22 protein-coding genes and 2 pseudogenes are annotated in these 25,139 nt (G+C 65.6%); 17 read left to right on the forward strand and 7 right to left on the reverse strand.

From position 1 onward, the window contains the following. The 3 genes from WBK50_RS03955 to WBK50_RS03965 form a co-directional block, all read right to left on the reverse strand. The gene (locus tag WBK50_RS03955) at window positions 1-210 is read right to left on the reverse strand and encodes a hypothetical protein (RefSeq protein ID WP_341334281.1); all 210 of its coding nucleotides are present in this window, start codon (window positions 208-210) and stop codon (window positions 1-3) included. After that, complete coding sequence (locus WBK50_RS03960; protein ID WP_341334282.1) at window positions 201-422, reverse strand: hypothetical protein; 222 nt, start codon at window positions 420-422, stop codon at window positions 201-203. Before WBK50_RS03960 ends, WBK50_RS03955 begins: the two co-directional genes overlap by 10 nt. A gap of 154 nt (window positions 423-576) precedes the next feature. Next, entirely contained in the window at window positions 577-957 is a 381-nt protein-coding gene (locus WBK50_RS03965) for a hypothetical protein (protein ID WP_341334283.1), read from the reverse strand. A 126-nt stretch (window positions 958-1,083) separates the two neighbouring features. Here WBK50_RS03965 and WBK50_RS03970 point away from each other — a divergent pair, with 126 nt between their 5' ends. The 5 genes and pseudogenes from WBK50_RS03970 to WBK50_RS03990 all read left to right on the forward strand — a co-directional run bounded on the left by WBK50_RS03970 (window position 1,084) and on the right by WBK50_RS03990 (window position 7,001). After that, a complete protein-coding gene (locus tag WBK50_RS03970; RefSeq protein ID WP_341334284.1) occupies window positions 1,084-1,905 on the forward strand; it encodes a hypothetical protein in 822 nt (273 codons plus the stop codon). Between the two features lie 22 nt (window positions 1,906-1,927). After that, a pseudogene (locus WBK50_RS03975) lies at window positions 1,928-2,713 on the forward strand (PP2C family serine/threonine-protein phosphatase); the annotation flags it as partial. 286 nt (window positions 2,714-2,999) lie between these two features. After that, the gene (locus WBK50_RS03980; protein WP_341334285.1) at window positions 3,000-3,458 is read left to right on the forward strand and encodes a hypothetical protein; all 459 of its coding nucleotides are present in this window, start codon (window positions 3,000-3,002) and stop codon (window positions 3,456-3,458) included. 3 nt (window positions 3,459-3,461) lie between these two features. After that, a complete protein-coding gene (locus WBK50_RS03985; RefSeq protein ID WP_341334286.1) occupies window positions 3,462-6,053 on the forward strand; it encodes a tetratricopeptide repeat protein in 2,592 nt (863 codons plus the stop codon). Between the two features lie 106 nt (window positions 6,054-6,159). After that, a pseudogene (locus WBK50_RS03990) lies at window positions 6,160-7,001 on the forward strand (IS5 family transposase). 230 nt (window positions 7,002-7,231) lie between these two features. On the opposite strand, the gene WBK50_RS03995 reads toward WBK50_RS03990, so the two are convergent. The 3 genes from WBK50_RS03995 to WBK50_RS34910 all read right to left on the reverse strand — a co-directional run bounded on the left by WBK50_RS03995 (window position 7,232) and on the right by WBK50_RS34910 (window position 11,161). After that, window positions 7,232-8,179, reverse strand: a complete 948-nt coding sequence (locus WBK50_RS03995) for a cold-shock protein (RefSeq protein ID WP_445942218.1) — start codon at window positions 8,177-8,179, stop codon at window positions 7,232-7,234. 671 nt (window positions 8,180-8,850) lie between these two features. Continuing rightward, window positions 8,851-9,495, reverse strand: a complete 645-nt coding sequence (locus tag WBK50_RS04005; RefSeq protein WP_341334287.1) for a hypothetical protein — start codon at window positions 9,493-9,495, stop codon at window positions 8,851-8,853. Window positions 9,496-10,465: 970 nt separating this feature from the next. Continuing rightward, window positions 10,466-11,161 (reverse strand): HIRAN domain-containing protein, encoded by a 696-nt coding sequence (locus WBK50_RS34910; protein ID WP_445942219.1) that lies wholly within the window; start codon window positions 11,159-11,161, stop codon window positions 10,466-10,468. Window positions 11,162-12,531: 1,370 nt separating this feature from the next. Here WBK50_RS34910 and WBK50_RS34915 point away from each other — a divergent pair. Beyond that, a complete protein-coding gene (locus WBK50_RS34915) occupies window positions 12,532-13,299 on the forward strand; it encodes a tyrosine-type recombinase/integrase (protein ID WP_445942220.1) in 768 nt (255 codons plus the stop codon). 749 nt (window positions 13,300-14,048) lie between these two features. Here WBK50_RS34915 and WBK50_RS04015 read toward each other — a convergent pair. Then, window positions 14,049-15,110, reverse strand: coding sequence for a phosphotriesterase family protein (locus WBK50_RS04015; RefSeq protein ID WP_341334289.1), 1,062 nt, complete (start codon window positions 15,108-15,110; stop codon window positions 14,049-14,051). Window positions 15,111-15,817: 707 nt separating this feature from the next. On the opposite strand from WBK50_RS04015, the gene WBK50_RS04020 reads away from it, so the two are divergent. From WBK50_RS04020 to WBK50_RS04070, 11 genes are all read left to right on the forward strand, one after another. Continuing rightward, a complete protein-coding gene (locus tag WBK50_RS04020; RefSeq protein WP_341334290.1) occupies window positions 15,818-16,363 on the forward strand; it encodes a pyridoxamine 5'-phosphate oxidase family protein in 546 nt (181 codons plus the stop codon). 225 nt (window positions 16,364-16,588) lie between these two features. After that, on the forward strand, window positions 16,589-18,028 hold the full coding sequence (locus tag WBK50_RS04025; RefSeq protein ID WP_341334291.1) for a nicotinate phosphoribosyltransferase: 1,440 nt from the start codon (window positions 16,589-16,591) through the stop codon (window positions 18,026-18,028). Window positions 18,029-18,327: 299 nt separating this feature from the next. Then, window positions 18,328-19,146 carry an aldo/keto reductase gene (locus WBK50_RS04030; protein ID WP_341334292.1) on the forward strand — a complete coding sequence of 273 codons (819 nt, stop codon included), beginning with the start codon at window positions 18,328-18,330 and terminating at the stop codon, window positions 19,144-19,146. Between the two features lie 118 nt (window positions 19,147-19,264). Then, a complete protein-coding gene (locus WBK50_RS04035) occupies window positions 19,265-19,960 on the forward strand; it encodes an HAD family hydrolase (RefSeq protein ID WP_341334293.1) in 696 nt (231 codons plus the stop codon). A 329-nt stretch (window positions 19,961-20,289) separates the two neighbouring features. Next, window positions 20,290-21,060, forward strand: coding sequence for a glutamine amidotransferase (locus WBK50_RS04040; protein ID WP_341334294.1), 771 nt, complete (start codon window positions 20,290-20,292; stop codon window positions 21,058-21,060). Window positions 21,061-21,118: 58 nt separating this feature from the next. Continuing rightward, complete coding sequence (locus WBK50_RS04045; protein ID WP_341334295.1) at window positions 21,119-22,117, forward strand: LacI family DNA-binding transcriptional regulator; 999 nt, start codon at window positions 21,119-21,121, stop codon at window positions 22,115-22,117. Further along, a complete protein-coding gene (locus tag WBK50_RS04050) occupies window positions 22,056-22,676 on the forward strand; it encodes a PfkB family carbohydrate kinase (RefSeq protein ID WP_341334296.1) in 621 nt (206 codons plus the stop codon). The genes WBK50_RS04045 and WBK50_RS04050 overlap by 62 nt, the downstream gene beginning before the upstream one ends. A 119-nt stretch (window positions 22,677-22,795) precedes the next feature. Beyond that, entirely contained in the window at window positions 22,796-23,053 is a 258-nt protein-coding gene (locus WBK50_RS04055; RefSeq protein WP_341334297.1) for a PfkB family carbohydrate kinase, read from the forward strand. A 258-nt stretch (window positions 23,054-23,311) separates the two neighbouring features. Continuing rightward, window positions 23,312-23,521: a ribose-phosphate pyrophosphokinase-like domain-containing protein gene (locus WBK50_RS04060; protein WP_341334298.1), complete on the forward strand. Its 210-nt coding sequence runs from the start codon at window positions 23,312-23,314 to the stop codon at window positions 23,519-23,521. A 3-nt stretch (window positions 23,522-23,524) separates the two neighbouring features. After that, the gene (locus tag WBK50_RS04065; RefSeq protein WP_341334299.1) at window positions 23,525-24,178 is read left to right on the forward strand and encodes a ribose-phosphate diphosphokinase; all 654 of its coding nucleotides are present in this window, start codon (window positions 23,525-23,527) and stop codon (window positions 24,176-24,178) included. A gap of 427 nt (window positions 24,179-24,605) precedes the next feature. Beyond that, on the forward strand, window positions 24,606-25,115 hold the full coding sequence (locus WBK50_RS04070; RefSeq protein WP_341334300.1) for a hypothetical protein: 510 nt from the start codon (window positions 24,606-24,608) through the stop codon (window positions 25,113-25,115). Window positions 25,116-25,139: the final 24 nt, after the last annotated feature.

Consider the following 25,139-nt stretch of genomic DNA (forward strand, 5'->3'; position numbering starts at 1 on the left):
TCAGACTCCCTTGCGGATGGCGAGCTGGGCCAGGCGCAGGCCCTCGGCGACCCCGGCGCGCCAGGCCTGTTCGGTCGGGACCTCCGGGGTGGTGGCGTGCAGGAACCGGCGGCGCTCGCGGTCCAGGCGGCGCACCAGGCGACCGACGCCGTGGGCGGGCTGACGGACCCGGCCGTGGCGGACGGGCTTCTCGGTGGCGGTCAGGGACATGTCGTCTCCTCGGGCGTGGTGGCGGTGCAGGGGGTTGCGGTGCCGTGACAGCCGGGGCAGGTGCCGTCGCCGAGGCAGGCGGGGCAGTCCCGGCCGTCGCCGGCGCCGGGTGAGGTGTCCGGGGTGGTGCCGTAGCCGTCGCAGACGTCGCACGAGCCGGAGCCCGAGCAGCCGCCACAGACGGCGGTGGTGGTCGCGGTGGTGGTAGTCATCGGGGCCTCCGGTGCTGGTGGTGGCCTGTTTTCGGGCAGGGGGCAGCCACTGCGGAATTGCGGTGATTTCGCCGAATCAGTGAGGGGTCGGCTGCCCCGTGCCCGAGCGCGGCCGGTCAGGCCGCCGGGAGGTGGGCCGTGAGGCCCGGTGCTGCTACTTGTCGCCGCTCGGGCGCGGTGCCGGGGCCGAGGCGTGCTTGATGCCCATCGCCCGCCACGCGAGCCCGGAGTTCACCCGACCTGCGGTCTCCACCTGGTAGGGGGAGACCCGGGCGTCGAGCAGCTCGACCCGCACGTCCTCCCCGAAGTCCGGCCCGGGATCGGTGGACAGGGTCACCTTGATCTCCTCGCCCTTCGGGGCCCGCTCGCCCGGCTTGACCCGCAGCTTCGCGAACAGCGACACCGTGAACTGCGTGGCGCCGTCGCGGTCGGTCACCGGCACCTGGGCGCCGTTGGCGTCGTCGCGCATCTTCGGGGCGGGCGGCTCCACGATGGTCAGCTTGTAGCCGCCGAGGTTCACCGGAATGTCTCGCATCGCTCTTGCTCCTTCAGTCGGTGCGTGTAGGCCCCTAAACATTTGAAGTAGTGATGTTGAGGGGGCTAAACCGATGATGCCGCTCGGCGAGCCTACTTGTCAAGGGGCCTAAACTCGCGGGCGTGGATGAGGAGTTCGAACGCCTGCGCCGGGAGCCTGACCCGGTGCGCCGAGGGCGCAGGGCGACCGAGCTTCCTGGCTACCTACCAGCAGCGCTCGGTGGAACTGGCGCGGCTGCGGCGGGCCGCGATCGAGGAGGCCCGGGACCAGCTCGGCGGCAGCTACACCGAGGTCGCCAAGGCGTTCGGGCTGACCAAGGGCCGGATCACTCAGATCCGCAACAGCGCCCCGCCCGCGCACCGGGCGTTCTTCGGGGTCGGCCCGCTCGACGTCGCGGTGGTCGGCCGGCGCATCCTGGAGCGCGAGGACATGGTCATCGCAGCCGAGGACGACGCGGTAGGCGCGCACCTGATCGCCGAGGCCGAGCAGCTCGCGTTCACCGCCGAGCGGCTGGTCGTCGACCCGCGCGAGGAGTGGGCACCGACCCACGACGCGATCGTGGTGTGCGGCCCCGCGTCGGCGCACATCGGCAACGCGCTGATGAGCGAGGACCCCGTACTCGGCATGACCATCGCCGACGGGGGCCGCTGGTACATCGTGGACAAGGTGACGGGGGAGCGGTTCGCCTCGCCGATGGACGACCCCGAGCCCCGCCGGGCAGACATCGCCTACCTCGCCCGCCACGTCCGGGACGGCCAGGTCATCACCCATATCGCCGGAGTCCACGCCCTCGGCTCGATCGGCGCCGCGCACTACCTGACCGAGCACCTGGCCGAGCTGTACGCCGAGCACGACAGCGAGTCGTTCAGCATGGCCGTGACCGCCGAGTTCGACGGCCTCATCCCCAGGAGCGTCGACGTGCTCGTCCCGCCGCGCGCATGGGCCTGATCGTCCACGCCGCCATGCTGCCCGGGGAGAGCCGCCGGGGCAGGACCGCTGGAGCGTCAGCCAACGGGGCGCGGTCGTCCTCGACGGAGCCAGCTCGCACAGCCCCGAGGCGCCGGACGCCAGCGCCTACGTCGACCGGCTGCTACCCGCGATCCTCGCCCGGCTCGATGACGGCGACCTCCAGACCGTCTTGCGCGACGCGATCACCGAGACCGCCGAGGCCCTGGCCCTGGTGCCCGGTGCAGCGCCATCGTCGACAGTCTTGCTGCTGCGCGTCGACGACGAGGCCGTCGAAGTCGCAGCGCTCGGCGACAGCACCGCCATCATCGGCCACCCCGACGGCACCACGACCCGCCTGTCCGACGACCGCCTCGCACGCGTCGGGGCCGAGCAGCGGCGTGCCTACCGCGAACACCTGCGGCGGGGGAGTGGCTTCGGTCCCGAGCACAGGGACCGTCTGAGCGAGCTACAGCGCGGCGAGTTCCCACACCGGAACCGGCCCGGGGGCTACTGGATCGCAGAGGCCGATCCCGCGGCCGCCGACGAGCTGCTCATCCGTTCGTTCCCACCCGAGGTTGTCTCCTGGGTTGTGCTCGCCACCGACGGGATCCAGAAGCACATCGACCGGCTCGGTGGCCGATGGGACGCCGTCGCGAGCCAGGGCAACGACCAGCTCGCCGCGTTCCTTCAGGACGCGCACGCTTGGGAGACCGAGGCAGATCCGGACGGGACCGCCTTGCCCCGATCCAAGCGCCACGATGACAAGACCATCGTCGCCTGGCAGCCCGCCCTGTCACCCATCAACTGAGACCGCGTCTCGCTGGCTCTCTGTCCGAAAGCCGCCATGACCTGCAGTTTCGCCCAGCTCAGGGCCGCGGGGTTCAGACTTTCTCTACCTGTTCAAGGCGGCGCCTGCGGCGCCGCGCGGCGCTCTGCCTGATGAAGCCGCAAGCGCTCGCGCGGGGCGTGCGGCCTCCGGCCGGTCCCCGCGCGGCGCGCGGCTCGAACAGTGGCTGCCGTAGGTATGTAACATCGAACGTCCGACAGACGAAGTACCTGCGACCGGCGATGCGCCTAACCAGATGCTCTATCGAGTGACCTACACATCTAATAAATTGCACTGGGGGACCAAGATGGACTTCGATATAGCAGCTCTCGTCGCGACGGGCGGAACTGCACTAGTAGAGATTATGGCCACGGACGCCTGGTCCGAGGCAAAGCACATTATTAAACGACTGTTCGGGCGGTCAGCTAGCGGGAACGACGACGCTGGCTTCGACGCGGAGCTGGAAGAAGCTCGCACAGAAGTGATCGAGGCGCGAGACCATGGGGATGCACAACGAGAATCTGAACTCGTGACCGAATGGTCGAGTCGTATTCGCCGGACTGTGCAGTCCAACCCGGAGGCATCCCAGGCCCTTATCGACCTCATCGAACTTCGGAAGACTTACCGCGACAATGGAACAGGAGACACTTCCTCGACTAATACGGCCATCGCCAACGACAAAAGCCGCGTCTACCAGCAGGGCTCCGGCCAGCAGTACAACTTCTGAGTCATGACGAGAGAACGATCCCACGCGGACCCTATCCATGGCCATGCTAACGACGAATCTCACCTCTATCAGCAAAATTCCGGAATCCAACTCAATATAGACGAAGCCTACTTTGGCGATGATGGACTCGCATCGCGTTTGCGACTGCCCGGTGTTACATGGAACCCAGACGACTGGCCCACAGTTGCGGAATGGGATCCGCTCGACCTTGGAGTTCATCGCGCTCCAATAAATGACGGCAACGCGGTTCCTCTCTACGTTCAACGGGATGTCGATACCAATCTCGGCGAATCAATCACGCATGCCGCCGAGAATGGCGGCATGGTGATCGTTATTGGCGACTCTACGGCGGGCAAGACTCGATCTTCTTATCAGGCTCTCCGTTCCAGGATGCCACAACGACGTCTCTACCGACCCGAAGCCGTGAGCGAGTTTCGCGCCTCCGTTGTTAGCCTCCTAGCTTTCGGGGGCAGTTGGGTAATTTGGCTTGACGATCTTGAGCGATTCATTGGACCTAGCGGAATCACTCCCGGCATTCTTCTTCAGCTGAAGCGCGCGAAAATCGCATGCGTCGCAACTATTCGGAGCGAGCAATACCGGCGATTCGAAGACGTTCCAGGCGACACGGACGAACACGCAATTAGTGAATTCCGACGGATCGTCGATCAATCGCGCACAATTCTCCTGCCGCGTCGCTGGTCTGAGGCCGAACTTGCCCGAGCAGGCAGTTCGACGGATCCACGGATTCGCGAGGCAATATCACACGGCCAACTGTTTGGCGTTGCTGAGTACCTTGCGGCCGGACCACTCTTGCGAGAGATTTGGGAAACAGCCTGGGGAGCGGGTGCCAATCCACGAGGTGCAAGTCTCGTGGCAGCGGCGGTGGACTGCTCGCGAGCAGGCGTCGACGTGCCACTACCGTCCGAGTTCTTGAGAAGCCTCCACGAATTCTACCTAGAGCGTGCCGGAGGAGAAATCTTGGCACCCGAGACCTTCGTGGAGGCACGCGCATGGGCAACTCGGCGGCGCATGGGTGTAGCAAGCTTGCTCATTCCAAGTGACAATGGAGAAAAACTTCGTGCATTCGAGTATCTGCAAGATTCAATTAGCCGAGAGGAGGGATACTCTGCCGTACCTAGCGAAGTCTGGAAATCCGTCGTGGACTTCGCGGGGCAAGACGTCGGATTGCTATTTGGAATAGCATACTCCGCGAAAAATCACGGACTTATCGACGTCGAGATCGATTGCTGGCGCAAAATTTCGGAGTTCACTCACAGCCCACGCGACTTGACAAGTCTAGGAAGAGTCCTTCTTCGAGCGAGTCGAGATGATGAAGCATTAGGGCTGTTTGAATCAGCCGCTGCCTCCGGCGATATTGAGAGCAACACCCAGCTTGGGATCTATCTTCAGAACGCTGAACGCCAAAATGAAGCGAAAGAATTCCTGCTCCTATCAGCAGAAGCGGGGGATGCACATGCAGCACTTCACCTCGCAATCCTCCTTAGGGATCAGAATTCTCTGGAAGATGCAGAGAAATGGTATCGAAAAGCACATGAGGCGAATCGCGACACCGATACTAGCACCGGCCTAGCCTCAGTTCTGGCCGACAGAGGACTTGATGAAGAGGCAGACCGCCTTTTTGAGTCTATTATCCGTGAAGCCAGCGATTCTGACGACCTCAACGGAATCGGGATTGCGGCCGATAAGGCTGGCCGTCATCAGATTGCTGCGGAGATGTGGGATCGCGCAATCGAGCTGGGCGACGGAAATGCTGCAGCAAATCGAGCGCAACAGCTGGACGAGGCAGGCGACGTCGCCGGTGCTGACGCCCTCTGGGCAAAGAGTATTCAATTGGGTTGTGCGGCGGCTCTACTAGGCCACGCCAGACTCCTTTGGCGGACAGGCCAAGTCGAAGAAGCAGAAGCGAAGTACATCTCTGCATTGGCCTTAGACGTCGAGGGGGCCGAACTATGCTACTCCACGGACCTGTATAACTCAGGACGGTTTGACGACGCAGAGAAGTACCTCAGAGTCGCCCTGGAAAAGGATCCCGATAACGCCCCAGCTGCATACAATATGGCCTTCCTCCTGGAACGCCGCGGAGCGGACAAACTCGAATCCGAACAATGGCTCGTTCGGGCCGCCCAAAATGGTAGCATCCACGCGAGCGCTCGCCTTGGAGAGCGACTTTTCGAGCGCGGCCAATTCCATGAGGCTCGCCGACACCTCCTAGTGGCCGCAGAGGATGGCGACGAAGTTGCAGCCTGCCATCTCGGCACCGTCCTCGCTCGCCTAGAGGACTGGGAGGAGAGCAATAAGTGGTTCAATGCATCATACGATAGTGGACACTTTCATGCAGGTTGCGTTCACGGATCCAGTCTTCTCATGCAAGGCAGCATTGATGAGGCGATCCAACGATTCATACTAGCCGCTCGTGGCGGCCACATGCACGCCGCGGAAGTCCTAGAGAAACTATTTCGCGATATCGGGAATTTCAAGGACGCTGCATACTGGCACGGTTTTCGCAGCGGAAGGAATCAGATTTCCAAACCGAACAAAAAGCAGAGCAAGAAATCCAGAAGGCGTCGTCGATAGGCCAGAGCTTGTGCCGGGGCACATCTCCTCAGTTTAGACCTGGTCTCAAAACTTAGGGTGTGTCGCTGCGTAACCTGCCGGTCCTGGTCGTCGATCGTGGGCAGTCGTGGCGAAGACGACGCAGCAGCGACGGGTCGAAGACCGGCTCTGGGAGCTGATCGAACCCCTGATCCCGTCCCGACCAGCGCCGCGCGGTCCGGGTGGGCGGCCCCGGATCGATGACCGTGCCGCGCTAGAGGGGATCTTGTTCGTGCTCGACACCGGCTGCCGCTGGCGAGACCTACCCGAGCAGCTCGGATGCGGTTCCGGGCACACCGCGTGGCGGCGGTTACGTGAGTGGCAGGACGCCGGCGTGTGGGACCGGCTGCACCAGCTCGTGCTCGACGAGCTGTCCGACATCGACGAGCTCGACTGGACCAGAGGCTGCATCGACGCGGTGTCGGTGCGGTCGAAAAGGGGGGCGAGCTGACCGGCCGCAGCCCCACTGACCGGGGCAAAGCCGGCTCCAAGTACCACGTTCTGTGCGACGCGAACGGGCTACCGCTGCACGTCATGTTGTCGGCGGCAAACACCCACGACAGCATGCTGTTTGAGCCGCTGCTGGACACGAACCCGACCGTGCGCGGCCACCACGGCCGGGCGGGCCGGCCACGATGCCGACCGGACAAGCTGCACGCCGACAAGGGCTACGACTACCGCCGCTGCCGCCGCTACCTGACCCGCCGCGGTATTAAGGTCCGTATCGCCCGGCGCGGGATTGAGGACAAGTCCCGCCTCGGCCGGGTCCGCTGGGTCGTCGAACGCACCATCTCCTGGCTGCTGCGGTTCAAACGCCTCGGGCTGCGCTACGACCGGACCGAACGCACCACGCTGGCGCTACTCACGCTGGCCTGCACCGTGATCAACGTCCGCCGGCTCATAAAGATCGAGCTCTGCGACCAGGTCTAACGCATCCATTCACTCGTTTGGGATACATCGGTAGCTCTGTGTCGTTGGGTGGGGGTGACTGGTGAGCTTCTGAGCGCGGAGCAGGTCCTCGGGTCGGCACGAGGCCCCCGTCACCACGAGGGAGATCGATCTCCTGGAGGAGGCTGCAGCCGCGTTGCTGACGGCACCATCGACGGGGATGAACGAGCACTCTCGTCGGGAAGTGATCAGCCATCGGTGGGGCCGCCTCTTCAGAGGCGTTCGATGCGGTCGGCCTGCGGGCCCCGGTCGCTCTGACGCACCGCGTACCGGACCCGGTCACCCTTCTGCAGCGGCTCCGACCCCATGATCACGGACACGTGGGCGAAGAGATCGTCGCCGCCTGCGTCCGGGGTGATGAAGCCGAAGCCGCGGTCGCCGTCGTAGCGCGCGACGACGCCCTCGCCGCCTCGTACGGGCACGTCCCGCGCCGCCGGCCCTGCGGCCGCGGCAGGTGCCGACCGCTGCGGCGCCGTCTGGGGCTCGGCGCCCCGGACCAGGTGCACGTCGCGGGCCTGCGGGCCCTTGTCTCCACTAGCCACCTCGTAGGCGACGCGGTCGCCCTCCGCGAGCCACGTCAGCCCCTCGGCCAGGGCCCGGGCGTGAACGAAGACGTCCCCGGCGCCGGAGTCGGGGTTGATGAAGCCGAAGCCCTTGTCCTCGTCGTACCAGGCCACCGTGCCGTCGGCACCGTCCGCGATGCCAGCCGCAGCGGGTGGGCCGGCCCCCGCTCCCAGCGGGATCACGTGCCCGGCCTGCGGGCCGCGCTCGCCTTCGACGATCAGGAAGGCCACCCGCTGCCCCTCGGTGACCACGCCGCCGGTCACGATGGCGGAGCTGTGCACGAAGATGTCGGCGCCGCCGCCGTCCGGCGACGCGAAGCCGTACCCCTTGCCCGGCTCGTACCAGTTGACGGTGCCGAGCAGGCCCACCGCGCTGCCGGTGGCCGCATCGGCGGTGACGCGAACGCGCAGCGCCTGGGGCCCGCGGTCGTTCTCGCCGACCTCGAACACGACGGCCTGACCCTCGCGGAGCACTTTCGCGCCGCCGTCCCCGACGATCTCGGAGGCGTGCACGAACACGTCCGGCGAGCCGTCCTCGGGCGCGAGGAAGCCGAAACCCCGTTCGGCGTCGAACCAACGGACGGTCCCCTGCGGCATCAAAGGCTCCAGGTCGAGAGGGCGGGCACTGGCCCCCAGTCTCTCTGACAGACCTCGCGGTCCGTCAGGCCGGGCCCACAGGCGGGCGGTGCGGAGCCAGGGGCGGGCCGTTGGTCCACCTAGCGACACGCCGAGTTTTGAGACCAGGTCTTAGGCAAGAATAGTCGCCCTCGCCGGGCAGGCAGACCTCCGGGATGGGGGTGTGTCATCCCGTCGGCCTCCCCGAGGGCTACCACACGACGTCCCGGGGCAGAGCTTCACGACGTCGGCTGGCGGTTGCGTCGAGGGCTGCCCCCGGGCCACCGCGTGGTAGGGTATTGCCAGGCCGACGGGATGACACAACAAGCTCCAGGCGTGGTTGGGCGGAGCAAACCCGGAGCGAACATCGTGCGAGCGCCCGTCACGCGCTGAGATATGCCAGCACGAAGTCTCAGCTCAGACAATACGCGACGGCACGGGACGACAGCCGCCGGGCAGCCGGATCCGCCTTGACACCGAAGAGGTCACTGGTTCGATTTCACTATCGCCCACTTCCATTGTCCCAGGCCAGCCCCCGTGCCAGTTGTGTGTCAGACTCCGCAGAATGGTCTGGCACGCATCCCTGCCGTGTCAGACGATTCGTTGCTACTGCGACAGCAATTCGTGGGCACCTGCCACAGACACGTCCGCGACTACGTCTCACAATTCGGTCGTGGCGCGGCGGGCAGGTCGCGGCAAGCGACCGTGAGAAAGTCGGCGTACCGACGTGTGAACTCCGCCCGGTCGTACGAGTTGAGCCGCGCGTCAAGTGGAGGAAGTCCAGAGTTGACGTCTCCTGAGACCGCTCGGGGCAGGTAGGCCGCGATCGCTACAGCCTTGACGTACGCCTCGGGCGAGCCGTAAACGGACACCTTGTTGAACGTCTCCTGGAAGTCGTAACGGGCAGGAGCGAGGTCGGCGACGTGCCGACCACACTCGCCGTCGACTGTGAAACCTTCCTGGCCGTCAGGTCGACCGTCTCGCGCGGCGTTGAGGCAGGCCTGAACCTGGGCAGTGGTCGTTCCGTATCGATCTGCGGCGTCGAGAAACTTGAAGTAGACGTCCGCCTGGGTCGCCCGGCTCTCCTTTTCTCGCTCCTCTGCGATCTGTGCGGCCTGGGCGTCCGCCGCACTACGAGTCTGGATTAGAGACCCGCTCAGGGCGCCTCCAATGCCAATCACTCCCGTGAGAACAGCAATGAGGAGGGTGTGACGGCGGTCTGCGGCCTTGTCGCTGCTGGCGGTGTGGCCTCCTGAGGAAGTCGAATCTGGTGAGTGCGGGGGCGGGGCGTCGGGCACCTCCGAATAATGACACTTCACCCCGACAACTTCGGCTGCCGTGCGAGACCTGGGTAGGGGTGCCGGTGGGTCGCGTCCTCGCTGGGCGGTGGCGGACCCGCGCCTTCCCGCCCGACCTCCCGGAGGGCTGCCGCACGGACGCCCGTGGGCCCGCCGGCGGTGGTGTCGAGGGCCGCCCACGGACGTCCGCACGGTCGGCTTGCAGCAGGTCGACAGGATGGCACTCAGAGCGACGCCACGGTTGCTGTACAGCAACCGTGGCGTCCGTGCCCCACCGAAATCGAGCGTCAGCGGCTGCTCAGGGCCTTGATCGGCCCTCGCCGACTGCCTGGCCGGTAGTTCGCATCGAGAGGGTCAGCATGCTGCGAGTCTGGATGAAACGCTTGGGGAGCTTTGGCGCAAGGCGGGTCCGGCAACTGGTCTGCAATGCTATGCCATTTGCACCCACCCCTCGACTTGGTAGCACCGCTCAACAAGCAAGACAAGTTCTGTCAGCAGCTCCGGTAGCTGATCTGCCGTCAGAGATGTCCATTCCACCGGCTGATCAGGCTCCTGCCGTCTACCTGGCGGAGCATGGCGCCAGCCCCGAACCTGCTCCGACTTGGTGAACGGCCATAGGCTGTGGACGATCTCGTGACGTCCCCGCAGTGCGGAAGCGGAGCCGGTAAGGAACGCCTCGGCCTCGTCGCGGCGGTCTGGCCAGAAGCGGTGAAGTAGCTTGCGGCTCTCGCTAATGATCACAGTACCGGGCTTCCCCGCGAGAGTGGAGGGGGTTTGCCGCGTGTCAGGTGGTGTGGTCGCCAGCTCATCTCGCGGCATGCGGGACAGCTGGCCATAGAGTACGTAAAGCCGGTCCTCCAGCAGTGCGGAGACCAGGACGATCCGCCCCACGAGGCCATAGAAGTCATCCTCTACCGCCCCGAACATCCACGACGGAACACCCCACCTGTCTGCAGCCATCGCGATGGTGCTACGGCCACCGAAGATGCGCAGGCATAGGCGCACCAGGTGGCCGCGGAGTCATTAGGTGTCTCAGGACAGGAGGAGTAGCTGCCACAATTCCGATTTGACGGCATGCCCGCCCAGCTGCAGTCCCGCGAATAGCTATTGCATCTAGTGCGCCGCCAGCATCTAAGATCGGAGCTATCAGCCGTGCCCGCAATCGATCCACATATGCTGCCCGATGAGCGCCAGTTATGTCGTAGACGGCTATTGCGTTACGATCGTGTGGGTTGCCTGGCTCTCGGACAAGGCGGACCGGAGCGCCAGGAGAGAAGTCTCCGGAACTGGATCCGGACTCGTTGTACTTCTCGCCCCGAAGTTGTGAGGAGTAGATTCCGATTGATGACAGATATCGATTCTTCGGTGCGATCAGGAGACCTGTCTTATCCTCGCATAGTCGGAGAAGTTCTTCGCCGGATTGATCGCGGTACGGTATCAGCCTAATCGGCGGCACGCCATCAACAAGCTGAAATCTATATTTCTGGTCCGGGCCTGACGGCACATACCAACGCATGTGCTTACCGTCGTCTGTTGCGGGTGTGTCATCCGGATCCTGCCGCCTGGATGTTGGGGAAGGCGCTTCACGGAGGGATTCAGGATCAACGGCCCGCCTATCTGAATTGGTCCATCTCGCTAGCCATGCAACTACCTCGCGTAGCGCCATCCCGCTCTCCTCCTCGGTCTCCCACAGGATCACCGGGCAGGAAACAGATCACAACCCACAGGGTCCGTACTGAACTCATCCCCGTCCAGGAGAGGACCTAGCACGCGGCGCCGAGGGTTCTGCGCCGGTCGGGCCGGCGGGGCACGTCTGGGGCACATCAGGGCCGGGACAGCCCAACACCCGCTGACACGACGTGGCAGCGGGTTGGCTGGTGATCGAGGGTTCCGAGGGAGACACACAGACAGGAAGCGAGCCTGATTCGCGTTAGGAGAGCGGTGGTCGGCCGTCAAACGGTGAGTGACTAACTGAGTGACAACCGGACCGGGGAAGTAGGGACACTGGTGGACGCCGGCGGACAGCGCGCTGGTGGTCGCAGTGCCCGAGGCGGCGCCCGGCCGACGCTCCGAGTGCCTGGCAGTCAAGGGGTCAGGGGTTCGAATCCCCTCAGCTCCACCCTTCTGATCAGGCGGTTTAGGCCGCCCTCCGGCTCCATAGGCTGTGTTGTGGAGCCATTCGTGGAGCATTTGGCCTTGGCGTTCTCCCGTGACCAAGGCCAGCCCTCGCCGCCGCGTTCGGCAGCGCGGTGAGATCGAGACGCTCCCGAGCGGCTCGCTGCGCGTGCGCGTCACCGCTGGCAGAGACCCGGTTACAAAGCAGCGCCACTACCTCACCGAGACGATCGCGGCGGGCCCGCTCGCCGTCGAGGAGGCCGCGAAGGCTCTGCGGAGCCTCTTGGTCCAGGTCGATGAGAAGCTGAACCCACGGACCGCTGCAACGGGGGCGCTTCTCCTCGAGAAGCACTTCGCGTTGCTCGAAGTCGAGCGGACGACCAGAGCGACCTACGAGAACCTCGCTCGCATCCACATCGTGCCGCTGCTCGGCAAGGTGAAGCTGTCTGCCCTGACCTCGGAAGGCTTCGACTCCTTCTACGCGGAGCTGCGTCGCTGCCGAGCTCACTGCAGGCGCAAGCGCATGATCGAGCATCGACAGAAGATCGCCCACGACTGCGATCATCGATGCCGCCGGCACGTCTGCAAGCCGCTGTCGCAGTCGACCATCCGCCAGATCCACGTGATCCTCAGCGGCGCCCTCCGGCGAGCGGTCCGGTGGCGCTGGCTGGCCCACAACCCGATCGAGAACGCCGAACCGCCCAAGCGGCCGCCAGCGAAGCCGCAACCGCCTACCTCGGCAGAGGCTGCTCGTATCCTGAACGCCTCGTGGGATGATCCGGACTGGGCTGTTCTCGTCTGGCTGACGATGGTCACGGGCGCCCGCCGTGGCGAGCTGTGCGCGTTGCGTTGGTCGGATGTCGACCTGCTGCGCGGCACGTTGCGAGTCGAGCGCTCAGTCGCAGAGCTCGACGGTGAGACGTGGGAGAAGGACACCAACACTCACCAGCACCGCAGGATCGCGCTCGACCCGGAAACGATCACGCTGCTGACCGCTCACAGGGCGCGGAGTATGGAGCTCGCCGCGAACCTGGGGTTCGAGCTTCCTGCGGACGCCTTCCTGTTCTCGCATTCCGGCGACGGCGCAAGCAGCCTCAAGCCGAGGCAGTCACCCGCCGGTACTCGCGGCTCGTCCAGAGGCTCGGTATCCGCACGACCTGCCACAAGCTCCGTCACTACTCCGCGACCGAGCTGATCGCAGGCGGCGTCGACGTCCGCACCGTCGCGGGTCGCCTTGGGCACGGCGGCGGGGGAGCGACCACGCTGCGGGTTTACACGCCGTGGGTGTCCGAGGCTGATCAGCGCGCCTCGTCCGGGCTACTCGACCGGCTTCCCTGCCGTCCCGCCGGAGACCCCGGAGTGGTCGGGCCGGAGGAGCTGTTCGCGCAGAACCCTTTCGAACTGACTGCGATGGACCTGCGCTCGCAGATCCTGGACGGAACACTCGGGGTAGGTGCGGCGATATCATCTTGCTGCTCCGGCTTGGTCCCGGCCCCTACGACGCAGCGAAGGGGCGCTCCCACGGCGATGCGGCGTCCGTCGATCGCCCCGCCAACCCAGCCAAGGGAGCCAACCCATGAACTACACGACGAATGCGAACGCCTCGGATTAGGCGCTGCTGGTGAGTTGCCCGGAGTGTGCGACACCGCCCGGCAGGTCCCGCCCATCAACTGGATCACCCCCCGGTGAGACGTCGCAGTGGTCGCACGCCTGCGACGGCACGGCGTTGTGCCCGGTCATGACCGCGGCGGGTTACCGGCCGGCGGTGCCGGTCACGCACCTCAACACCGTGGACACGGTTTTGATCATCACCAGGTCCGGGGTGGTGTCGCGGTGAACGCGATTCTGCAGGTGCGGGGCCTGGGGCGTCGTGCTGCTTGGCTTCGAGAAGCCGTGACGCGGAACTGGCCGCCTCCGCATCCGGACCCGAACGACCGCCGGCACCGCGTGCGTCGGCGCTGGTGGTCCCGGTGACGCGCACGGTGGTGTCAGCGGACCACGCGTGGGTAACGACCCGCCGGCGGCGCCCAGTCAGCGTGGCCGGGGAGCGGTGCGCCACCAACACGACGGCCCACAGGTTTAGGCGGTGGCGGGAGGAACGCACGCCGTCGAGCGGAGGAAAGCCCGTCTGCGCGGAACGCGGCGCATAGCCGACGTCGAGCAACCAGGCGGGAGTTCGAGAACCGGTGCGCCGCCAGGCTCAAGACGGAGGCGAGTCAGCTCGCGCGGGCTGCGTCGGCCTGCCGCGTGCCTAGCGTCGCGGGTGCTACGAGGCTAGGCCGTGTTTAAGAAGTCCCTGATCGCGGTCTTCGCGCCCAGATCGCGCCTGGCGGCGTTGCCGCCCGCGGCCGAGTACGCCCGGCACGACGCCGGGGCGGCGCCTTGCCAGCCACGATCTGGATCACGAAGACCGCGATCGGTGACTTCTTGAACACGGCCTAGGTGCGCGAAGCCGCAAATAGGCGTCCGGGGTTCGCGGTCATCAGCTCTGCCGCCACGTCGGGCGTCACTTCATGACGCTCCAGGCGAGGCAGGAAAAGCTTTGGGATGTAGCCGAATCCGTTCCCGCCATTGCAGGTCAACATGCTCTTGGCGGCCACATCGTGGCTCAATAGTATTCGTGCGGAGTACCCGTCCCGAATTAGGCCGGCAACCGCGGCTGCGGTCTGGTCAGGGGCGGGAGACTGACCTTCTCCAGGGTAATGGAACGGCATTCCGATCATGTCGAACTCGAGCCAGACGCCATGATCGGCAACGGCGCGCTGGTATTCCACGTCATGGCCAGACGGATCCATGTGGCACATGACGACCGCCGCAGGGGTAACTCCCTCCTCGCCCAGCACGATGTCGAGTACCTCGAAGGCTCGACGTTGCCAGCCCGGCAGGTGGATCATGAGCGGAACTCCGAGCTGGCGTTGGGCACGAGATGCAGCGCGCAGCCGGAGCTTCTCCGCGTCAGTGAAGTCAGGTGAGACCCCGATCTCCCCGATGACTCCGGGCGCAAGTCCCGTGTCGCCGACTCCGTCGGTGAACTCGGCCAGGAGCTCCTCGGTGAGCTGGTCGGCGCTGGCGGAGGCGGTCCTGCTGTCGTGAAATCCGTGGACATACCAGCCGGAACCCATCACGACGTTGATTCCTGACCTGTCGGAGATCTCTCTGAGCGCTAGAGGGTCCCGCCCGAAGTCTCCGTTTGTGCAATCGACGACTGTCCGTCCGCCTGCCTCACTGAAGTTCCCCAGTTCGGCGGCCGTGGCGAGCGGGTCGTCCTGGCACCCGTTGTCAAAGCAGCAAAACGGACTGTCGGCAAGTAGCCAGTTCATCGACGGACCCACGGGGGTGCCATACAGCTTGCGTTCGGCGGCGCCCTCGGGCGGCGTGAACCGCTTCGTGAAGTCGAAGATGAGGTGCTCGTGGGTCAAGGTCATACCAAGCTCGTCAACCGATACGGGGCCTCGAACCGTGTTCACCTGCACGGCCTGGTCGGCTACCGCTGAAGCCATCTGGGTTCTCCTTTGTGTAGGGATCGGGCCGGGCGCCGGCCCGGACTGGATGCCGCGCCATCGTCGATCCGGGGGAGTTTGTGCCGCACGTGTCGCTAACGCCTGGGCGGTGCGGCCGTTGTCCACTGCCGTCCCGTGGCGGCCTGCGTCCGCCTGACCGTGCCGTCAACCTCGAGGTTTGCGTCCTGTGAACACCTGTAGATAGGGCTACGTGCGGTTCGGCCGCAGCGCACGGCCGGGGTTCGCGAACCCACAGCCGCGGCTGCGACGCCGCGCTGTGTGCTCGTCAGACGCCCGCCGCCGTCGCTCGATCGGTTCAAGACTGAGCTGTCGATCACGGCGTCTCCGGTGGTGGGGAGCTATGGGTTCGGCCATCTAACACGATGGAAACGTTCTGAGTATTGCTGTGACGCAGCCTACGTCGCTATGGTCACCCCGCAGCGCCTGACGCTACGGAGGTAAATCTGTGTCCAAGGAGTAGAAACGATTCGCGTCGCTTGCTTGTCGGGCGGCTTCGGGACGGGAACCACAGAAAGCGACATGGCCTCGACCACTCGCTCTAGACCGCGGTCGGCGAGCACTCGGCTGTTCAAGCCCGGGGCGCAGCGGAGATCGGCACGCGGACGGCGTCCGCCGTCTGGGTCAGACGGCGACATGTCATTCGGCGTGGGCCAGCACTTGCTGCCCTGGACTGAGAGGACGACCACATGGCTACCTCCCTCGGGGAGCTTGCTCCCCTCGAAGGCGTCAAGCGCTGGGCCTTCGTGGAAAGGGCTCTGCGGCTTCGGCTCGCGTCTGCCCTTCCAAACGGGGCGATCAATGTCTCGCCGGCGTGGTTCGTCGTCGTAGACGAGACCGTCTATGTGCCTCTCGACCCGACCCTTGGTGATCCGGGGCAGAGCACGACCCCTGACGCTCGTCACATGGAGGTCATCGACGCGGGTGGGCGGGTGTCCGCGGTGATCGACGAGGGGGACGAGATCTCCAACGTGCGTGCGGTTCAGCTTGAAGGGACAGCCAATCAGGTTGACGATCCGGAGCTCGTCGAGCAGCTCCTGGATCTGGTGGCTGAGAAGTACTTCCACGTCGGTCACCCGCACCTCGAGTACTACTTCAGTGCGGGTGCGGTAGCGGCGCGGAGTTGGTACCGGATCATTCCTGAGCGCGTCGATGGTTGGGATATGCGTGAGCTGCCTCAGCCTCCGATCCAGGAACACCTTCGCTTCCCTGACCACGTGGTGAACGGAAGCTGATTCCTTCATCGAGGCCGGCCTGCTCGGATCGAGCGACCGCCTCCATGGCCCCGACGACGGCAAGGGTAGGCCGCTGACCACCAGTTGAGCGGCTTACCACCATCCGCTTCATGACCACCGGAGGCGGCGCGGGCGGGGTGAGTCAACGAGCACAGTCCTCGGCTTGGTCCGGGTTCGCCTCTGACCAGGCCCCCTACCTGTAGGCATACGATCAGGAGAGTTGACATGGGCGAATCGTCCCTGTGGCGCAACATCATCGTGAACGTCGATAGTTACAAGAACGCGCACTACGGGATGTACCCGGACGGCACCGAGTACGTCTCCAGCTACGTCGAATCACGTGGCGGCCGCTTCCCCGCGACAATGTTTGTCGGGCTCCAGGCCTTCCTGCGCGAGTACCTCACTCGGCAGATCACCCTCGACGACATCCACGAGGCCGAGGCCGTGCACCGGCCGATGGGCATTCCGTTCAACCGCCAGAACTGGATCGACCTGCTCAACGACCACGACGGCTACCTCCCGATCGAGATCGAGGCGGTCCCGGAGGGCACCGTTGTCCCGACCGGCAACGTCCTCGTGCAGCTGGTCAACACCGATCCGCGTTACCCATGGATCACCAGCTTCGTCGAGACCGCCCTGCTCCGGGCCGTCTGGTACCCGACCACGGTCGGCACCCTGAGCTGGACGGCCAAGCAGCTGGTGAAGGGGTTCCTGGAGCGCACCTCCGATCACCCCGAGGCAATCCGCATGTACCTGCACGACTACGGCAATCGCGGCGTCAGCTCGCTGGAGTCGGCCGGTCTCGGCGGAATGGCGCACCTGGTCAACTTCGACCAGACCGACACGGTTCCCGCGTACGTCGCCGCCCGGCAGTGGTACAACGCGGCGGCCCCGAACGGCAGCGCCGTCTTCCAGGAGCATTCCACCGTGGCGGCCGCCGGCAGGGATGCCGAGGCGGACACGTTCCGCAGCCTTCTGAAGTTCCCCGGGGTCGTCGTGGCCGGCCTTCTGGTCGACACGTTCGACCACGACCGGGCGGTCAACGAGATCCTCGGCAAGGAGATGCACGACGAGATCAGCCAGTTCCAGGGTCTCGTGGCGGTGCGGTGCGACTCTGGCGATCCGATCAAGGTGCCGGTCGACACCGTCGAGTCGCTGATGGACAGCTTCGGGCACGAGACCAACGGCAAGGGGTTCAAGGTCCTGCCTCCGAACATCCGGGTGATCCAGGGCGACGGGCTCACCCTCGACACCTACATCGCGATCTACAGCGAACTGGAGGCGCGGGGCCTGGCTGCGGACAACGTGCTCTGCGGGATGGGTGGCGGTCTGCTGCAGCAGGTCAACCGGGACACGCTCAACTTCGGGTTCAAGGCCAGCGCTATGCGCATCAACGGCGAGTGGCGAGAGACCGTGAAGGCCCCGACTGGCAGCGCGATGAAGCGGTCGAAGGGGGGCCGGCTCGCCCTCCGCTACACCGACGGCACGTACTCCACCGTCCCCCGCGACTCCATCCCGGCGGAGGAGAACCAGCTCGTGCCGGTCTTCCGTGACGGCAAGATGCTGCGCCAGTGGGACTTCACCGAGCTCATCGAGCGGAGCGAGCGGCCGACTCCGGAGAGCTACTACTCGGGCGTCGTACAGGGAGTCGCCGGCGTGCACTGAGGCCGGCCGCTGCGGGACCGACCCGTGCTCCCCTGGGTCGGTCCCGCCCCCGTGCGACCCAGCCTGCCCACCAGGTGCGCGGCCGACCGCTCGATCACGGTCCCGAGCGCCAGGGCGTGCTCGGGGATGGCCGGGTCGGTAGAGCTGCGAGCGACCTCGGACTTCCATTCGGCAAGACGCTCGACCTACGATCTCGTCGGTTGGGAGCGTGTGGCCGGAGGACGAAAACCCGCGGATGACGTTTTCGTGGTTGCGATGTTCTCGGTTAAGGAAGAAGCTACGATATTGGACCCTCTGATATGACCCTGAATACAGTTCGGCTGGCCGAAGCGGATGTTCCACCGATCGGCCAGGGCACCTGGCGTATGGGTGCGGACCGCCCGGCCGAGATCACCGCCTTGCGGACCGGTATCGATCTCGGAATGACCGTGATCGACACGGCTGAGCTCTACGCCGACGGGGCTGCAGAAGAGGTCGTCGGTCAGGCGGTGCGTGGCCGTCGCGACGAGGTATTTCTGGTCAGCAAGGTGCTCCCGCAGAATGCGACCACCGAGGGCACGGTCGCCGCATGCCATGCGAGCCTCAGGCGCCTGGGGACCGATCGGCTGGATCTCTACCTGCTGCACTGGCGCCGTGAGGTTCCCCTCGTGGAAACGGTGGCCGGGCTCGAGAAGCTGCGCGAGGAGGGTTCGATCCAGGCCTGGGGGGTCAGCAACTTCGACCTGCACGATCTGGAGGACTTGCCGGAGGGCGCCGTCCCTGCCTGCAATCAGATCCTCTACAACCTCACCCGTCGCGGTCCGGAGGCGAATCTGTTCCCCTGGTGTGAGCGCGTGGGCGCCGCGATCATGGCCTACTCGCCCGTCGAGAAGGGGGCGTTGCTCGATCATCCCGACCTCCGCCGCGTGGCGACAGAGCGTGGAGCCACCTCGGCGCAGGTCGCGCTGGCCTGGTCGGTCCGTAGCGGGCGCGTCATCGCCGTTCCGAAGGCTGTCCGGCTTGCCCATGTCAAGGAGAACGCTGCAGCACTGGACCTCGAGCTCACCGACGAGGAACTCGAGGTCCTGGATCGCGCCTTCCCGGCGCCGGGTGTCGTCCCGCTCGAGACGTTGTCCTAATCCGGAAAGGTCTTCGTTTCCCTCGGCCCGACGGTTCGGTGATTCGTCTCTGTCGAGTGACGCCTGGCCCAATAACCCTTGTATGCATCCCGCGGGCATCGTCCCGTGTGGCCTTCCCGTGAAAGAGGAGCTCATGCCGCAGAGCCCAGGTGTCGACATGTCGGACCATGGCCGACGTCTGCATGTCTTCGACATGGACGGCACCCTCCTTCGAGGTGCCGCAACGATCGAGCTAGCCCGACACTTCGGGAAGCCCACCGTCGGTAATGACATCGAGTCTCGGTGGCTCGCTGGCTCCATCTCGGACCGGGAATTCTGGGAGACTTTGCTCGATATTTGCGCCGAGGCGACCGAGGCCGATCTCGACGCTGCGTTTGAGAGCGCCTGTTGGATGACAGGCATCGTCGACGTGTTCACCGATATTCGTGCCCGAGGTGAGATCGCGATCGTCATCACGCAGTCCCCGGCCTTCTTTGCCCGCAGGCTGCAGCGTTGGGGTGCAAGTGAGACCTACGGCTCGGATGTCGAGGTCGGCCGGCCGCTGCCGGATGGGGCCACCCTGTTACCGGAGGCGAAGGTCAAGATCACTCAGGATGCTCTGACCCGACATCACCTGACGGCGCAGGCGTGTGTCGCCTACGGCGACTCGTCGTCGGATCTCGACCTGTTCACCTGGCTGCCGCACGCCGTCGGGGTGAACCCGAGCCCGGCCATCGCCCAGCTAGCGTCGGCAAGCTACGTCGGCACCGACCTGAGAGAGGCATACTCGATCGGCCGTCGCCTGCTGTCGCCCACTGGCGTCGACACGACCTGACGAGGGTCACTCAGCCAGCCGTCTCCACACCGGGCAGAATCGTTTATGGTGGCCTGTGGAGAGCGAGAGGAAGGCAGAGTGACTGATGAGTAACGCAGGCCCGCCGGCCGGCCCCGGCGTTCGATACTCACTGATCGAGGCCGCAAGCCATAGGGCAGGTCTTGGGTCGACACGGGCCGGGTCGTGGGGGACCACGACCCGGGAGTTGAGCCCGGCCCAGCCGCCCGGCGCCACGGCAACCCGCCGGCGTCTGACATAATGATCAATTGGGAAGCCTCGGGAGCTCGCCACGGTCGAACCCATCCCCCCTACACAAAGGACCGATTCGTATGAGTGCGCGCGGGTCACAGTTGAACGTCTTGGTCGCGGGGGAGTCCTGGATCAAACATACGATCCACATGAAAGGGTTCGACCAGTTCCACACTACCGAGTACGAGGAGGGCGCAGGCGCTTTTCTTGAGTGCCTGGCCGCGGCGGGTCACGCCGTCACATACGTCCGCGGGCACGAGATCTCGTCGCGATTCCCGCGATCCCCTGAGGAATTGGACGCGTTCGATGTCATCGTGATCTCCGACATCGGGTCTAACTCATTCCTGCTGCCGGACGAGACGTTCCTGCGTTCGGAGAAGTCGCCGAATCGGCTCGGGCTTGTGGCAGATTATGTGGGCCGCGGCGGGGGGCTCGTCATGATCGGCGGGTATCTCTCGTTCACCGGTATCGATGGCAAGGCGCGCTATGGCATGACCCCGCTCGCGGACGTCCTGCCGGTCGCGATGCTTCCGCACGACGACCGCATCGAGATGTCCGACGGGTTGAAGGTCGACGTCGTCGAGCCGGGGCACCCGATCCTCGGCGGCACGCCTGCAGCGTGGCCGCCGCTGTTGGGCTACAACCGTGTGCTGCCCAAGCCGGGCTCCGTGGTGGTGGCCCGCACGGGTGATGACCCGATGCTGGTCACCGGTGAGTACGGGGAGGGTCGGGCGGTCGCGTTCGCATCGGACCTCGCGCCGCACTGGGCGCCCCCGGAGTTCGTGGAGTGGGTGCACTACCCTGCGCTCTGGGGCTCGATCCTGTCGTGGGCCGCCCAGGCGCGCACGTGACAGGCCGCCGGGGGGCGTGGTCATGACGCGGTCCGACCGTGCGCGTAAGCGGCCCACCATGAAGGATGTCGCCCAGCATGCGGGTGTGTCGGTGAGCACGGTCAGCTACGTGCTCAACGACTCGGGTCCGGTCGCGCCCGAGCGGCGCAGTCGGGTGCTCGATGCCGTTCGGATCCTGGAGTACACGCCGAACGAGTCCGCCCGCAACCTCAAGCTGCGCAGCACCTCGACGATCGGGATGGTGGTGCCGGAGCTGACCAATCCGTTCTTCGCGATGGTCGCCGAAGGCGTACAGAAGGTGGCGTCAGAGCGCAACGTACTCGTCGTGCTGGTCGTGCCCGATGCGACGCGACAGCCCGAGGAGAAGCAGGCGGAGCTCCTGCGGAGCCAGCGGATCGACGGCGTCGTCTACTTGTCGGGGACCGGGTCGATGCCGGCGTCGCTCTACCGGCTGGCTCGCTCAGGCCCCGTCGTGCTGGTCGATGAGCAGCTCTCCGGTATGGATCTGCCTGCGGTGGTCTGCGACTCCCGGAAGGGAGCTCGCGAGGTTGCCGCGCACGCCCTGGAGCAGGGGCACCGGCGGGTGGCCGTGATTGGCGGTCCACCGTCGCTCTGGACGTCCCAGCAGCGGCTCGCGGGCTACCGAGAGGCGTTTGCGGGAGCAGGACTCGACCCAGATTCAGTACCGGTCTTTCCCGGCGACTACCGACAGGCCACGGGCGAGAAACTTGCGGCGACAGCGCTGGAGTCCGACCCACGGCCGACGGTGCTGCTCTGCACGAACGATCTCATGGCGATCGGCGCCATGGAGTACTGCAGACGAGTCGGTCTGCGGGTCCCCGAGGACGTGAGCATCGTCGGGTTCGACGATCTCCCCGTCTCCGCGCTGCTCACGCCCAGGCTGACCACCGTTCGCCAGCCCGCGCACGAGATGGGGTCCCGCGCGGCGTCGGCACTGTTCGATCTACTCGAGAACGACGAGTCCGAAGCACTCGGTGTGCTGCCGGCGACCGTGCAGCTGCGCGAATCGGTGTGCCCTCCGAAGGAAGGCAAATGACCGCCCGGGTGCTCGTCGTCGGCGCCGTCAACGTCGTCGTCTCGACCGACGAACTTCCCGGGCCGGGACAGACCGTCGTCGGCGCCAGCGCGGAGCGCTACGGCGCGGCAAGGGAGCGAACGCGGCGGTCGCTGCCGCACGTGCCGGTGCGGCGGTCCGGTACTGCGGCGCCGTCGGCCGCGACGATGCAGGATCCGGTGCGGTGGCCGAGTTGCGCACCGAGGGCATCGACGTGACCGATGTCGCCACCCTCGACGGAGTGTCGACCGGTACGGCACTGATCGTGGTCGACCGGAAGGGGGAGAACCAGATCGCCGTCGGTGCCGGGGCGAACGCCGCCGTCGATCCGGCGGCAGTCCGAACGGCCGTAGCGCGGGCAGCTGGCTGGGCGGGCTGTGTGCTCGTCAGTGCTGAGGTCACCCCGGATGCGGTCGTCGCCGCTGTCGAGAGTGCTGCTTCCCACCGGATCCCCTGCGTGTTGAATCCGGCGCCGGTCACGTCCGGACTCGTGGAGCTCTTCGGCCTCGGCCCTGTGCTCACCCCCAACTCCTCGAGCTAGGCGAACTGCGCACGCTGCTGGGGGGAGCACGGGACGGTGCGGTTTCGGACATGGCGGCTGACCGGGCAGCTCGCACGCAGGCTCCAGCCGCCGTGACCTTGGGGGGAGCGGGTGTACTGGTGGCCGAATCCGACGGTGCGGTGGCAGCCTTGCCGGCCCGCCAGATCGCCGAGGTTCGAGATACGACCCGCGCGGGCGACACGTTCAACGGGGTGTTCGCCAGTGCCCTGGCCGCGGGAGCAACGGTCCTGAACGGGAGTTCCCGCGGCGTCACGGCCGCCTCGCTGTCGGTCGGCTGGGTCAGTGCACGAGCCGGCATGCCGCGCAGCGACGCCATCGACGCCGCTCACAAGAGCGCCGACCCAGACCGCTGCTAGTTCCCTCGGGAAGAGCTGCGCCGGAACACGACTGCTTCATCGTGATCGGGGAAACGGCAGTACCTGCTGGCCGCTGGAACGTGACAGAAATCCTAACCGCCTTCCACGGGAAAGTCCGACTAGACATCAGGACGATCGACAACGGGTTCGGACGAAAGGCTGACCGGTAGGGTATGGGAACTGCAGTGAACGCCGAGAAGACGACAGCGACCGCCTGTGCGCAATAGCAGAGCCACCGCTGGGCCGGACGATCGTTGAGTGGGCAGTCTCGTGACCGCGTCTTTGCAGCTTGGCTACCATAAGCGCCTGATGCTCTTCTCCGAACGGGCGAATCCCGCTCTGGCGGGCGCAATCGCCGGTCGGCTCGGCATCGAGCACGGGCCGATCACCCTCAAGGCCTTCTCGAACGACGAGGTCTACTGTCGCTTCGACGAGTCCATTCGCGGCGCGGATGTCTTCCTTATCTAGCCGATGTGCGGCAATGCCGAGACGGACATGAACGCAAATGATGCCCTGCTCGAGCTGCTGGTCATGATCGATGCCGCCGTGGTCACGATGGACCTGCACGCAGGTCAGTTGCAGGGCTTCATCGGCGTCCCGGTCGACCATATGACGGCCTTGATGATGTTGGCAGATCACTTCGCCGGCCTGGACGACGACCTTGTCGTCGTGGCTCCCGACGCCGGCCGGGTGAAACTGAACAAGCAGTTCGCCATCCGTCTGGGCGCTGGGCTGGCGATCCTCGACAAGGACCGCCCTCGGCACCAGGCCGCCGAGATCGGACACGTCATCGGCGATGTCCACGACAAGACCGCAATCGTCGTCGACGACATCATCGACACGGCCGGCACATTGCGCGCGGCCGCGGAGGCCGTGGTGAGCAGCGGCGCCCGTCGAATATTCGCCGCGGCCACCCACGCAGTGTCCGCGGGCCGGGCTTACGAGAACCTACGATCGTCACCTCTTGAGAGGATCGTCGTCACCGACACCATTCCGCTGAGGCCAGACGTACCCGCATCAATTGACGTCGTGTCATGCGCTTCGTTACTTGCCGACTCCATCCGCCGAATCTTCACCGACGACTCGGTCAGCGCAGTTTTCGGCGGCAAGAACCATCCCTTCTGACTTCTCGTCGACGGTGGGGCCCGGCCCGAGCAGGGGCACCGTCCTGTTCGGCCGGACGGCCACTCCAGGTGTCCCGAACACCAGAGCGGGCCGTGCGGCCACCAGATCCGGCCGTTGACTCCATCGCGATGCTGGTCACGTCGTCCCTTCGGGCGGCTCGTCGGCTTCCTGACCGCGGTCCGTGACAACCACCAGTCGTGGTGTGCCCCAACGCGGGTGGAGGCGCACCGGCCCGGTAGAGCAGCCAGGATATAAACGTTCCATGTATTGCCGCCAGCAGGCGCCGACGCTACGCTGTGCCGGTCAGTCATGGCGGAGCACGGGACCGAAGCACCCCAAGTAGAAACGATTGACCTCCTGGTGACTCGGGTGAGGACGTGTCGTCGGACGCCCTTACGGGCGAAGGGAAGGGGACGGTGGTCGCCTGATGTCCAGCGAGGCCAAACGTGAGGCCGGCGCAGCGATCAGAAGATCGGTACCCGCACAGGAGATCCGGTTTCCTCGGCTGTTCCGATTCGACGAGATCGAGGCGATGCCGCGGATCGCCTTCAGCGACGGTGTCGCAGCCGGCACCTTCATCTCGCGCGAGCGTGACGGTGCCCGGTACTACAGCCAGGGAATCAGCTTTCACGCCCCCGCCGCGAAAGACGTGGTCTGGCAGGCGACCAGCTGGGACGAGGCGTTCTATTGCATCGACGGCACGATACACATCGTGGTGACCGACGCCGATGACGTCAACGTCGAGTTCTCCCTCGAGGCCGGGGAGTATTTCTGGGCGCCAGCCGGCTACAAGTATACGGTGAAATCGACCGGCGTCGAGGCGAAAGTGCTTCTGACGACATCGCCGCAGATGCTGTCCGGATGGCGCTATACGGGTGATGACGAATCGTACAGCGACGTCCTCATCGGGATGCGTCGTCTCCGCTCGGACCGTTGAGCGACCCCGCGATCAATCTCTGGA

Source organism: Pseudonocardia sp. T1-2H (assembly GCF_038039215.1).
Lineage (GTDB): Bacteria > Actinomycetota > Actinomycetes > Mycobacteriales > Pseudonocardiaceae > Pseudonocardia.

Bases quoted from the DNA above. Each gene is read 5' to 3' on its own strand.
- WBK50_RS03965 (WP_341334283.1), bottom strand. From the start codon at position 957: ATGCGAGACATTCCGGTGAACCTCGGCGGCTACAAGCTGACCATCGTG.
- WBK50_RS03955 (WP_341334281.1), bottom strand. From the start codon at position 210: ATGTCCCTGACCGCCACCGAGAAGCCCGTCCGCCACGGCCGGGTCCGT.
- WBK50_RS34910 (WP_445942219.1), bottom strand. From the start codon at position 11,161: ATGGCGCTACGCGAGGTAGTTGCATGGCTAGCGAGATGGACCAATTCA.
- WBK50_RS04070 (WP_341334300.1), top strand. From the start codon at position 24,606: ATGTCCAGCGAGGCCAAACGTGAGGCCGGCGCAGCGATCAGAAGATCG.
- WBK50_RS04015 (WP_341334289.1), bottom strand. From the start codon at position 15,110: ATGGCTTCAGCGGTAGCCGACCAGGCCGTGCAGGTGAACACGGTTCGA.
- WBK50_RS04020 (WP_341334290.1), top strand. From the start codon at position 15,818: ATGGCTACCTCCCTCGGGGAGCTTGCTCCCCTCGAAGGCGTCAAGCGC.
- WBK50_RS04030 (WP_341334292.1), top strand. From the start codon at position 18,328: ATGACCCTGAATACAGTTCGGCTGGCCGAAGCGGATGTTCCACCGATC.
- WBK50_RS03960 (WP_341334282.1), bottom strand. From the start codon at position 422: ATGACTACCACCACCGCGACCACCACCGCCGTCTGTGGCGGCTGCTCG.
- WBK50_RS04045 (WP_341334295.1), top strand. From the start codon at position 21,119: ATGAAGGATGTCGCCCAGCATGCGGGTGTGTCGGTGAGCACGGTCAGC.
- WBK50_RS03970 (WP_341334284.1), top strand. From the start codon at position 1,084: ATGAGGAGTTCGAACGCCTGCGCCGGGAGCCTGACCCGGTGCGCCGAG.
- WBK50_RS04025 (WP_341334291.1), top strand. From the start codon at position 16,589: ATGGGCGAATCGTCCCTGTGGCGCAACATCATCGTGAACGTCGATAGT.
- WBK50_RS04065 (WP_341334299.1), top strand. From the start codon at position 23,525: ATGTGCGGCAATGCCGAGACGGACATGAACGCAAATGATGCCCTGCTC.
- WBK50_RS03985 (WP_341334286.1), top strand. From the start codon at position 3,462: ATGACGAGAGAACGATCCCACGCGGACCCTATCCATGGCCATGCTAAC.
- WBK50_RS04040 (WP_341334294.1), top strand. From the start codon at position 20,290: ATGAGTGCGCGCGGGTCACAGTTGAACGTCTTGGTCGCGGGGGAGTCC.
- WBK50_RS03995 (WP_445942218.1), bottom strand. From the start codon at position 8,179: ATGCCGCAGGGGACCGTCCGTTGGTTCGACGCCGAACGGGGTTTCGGC.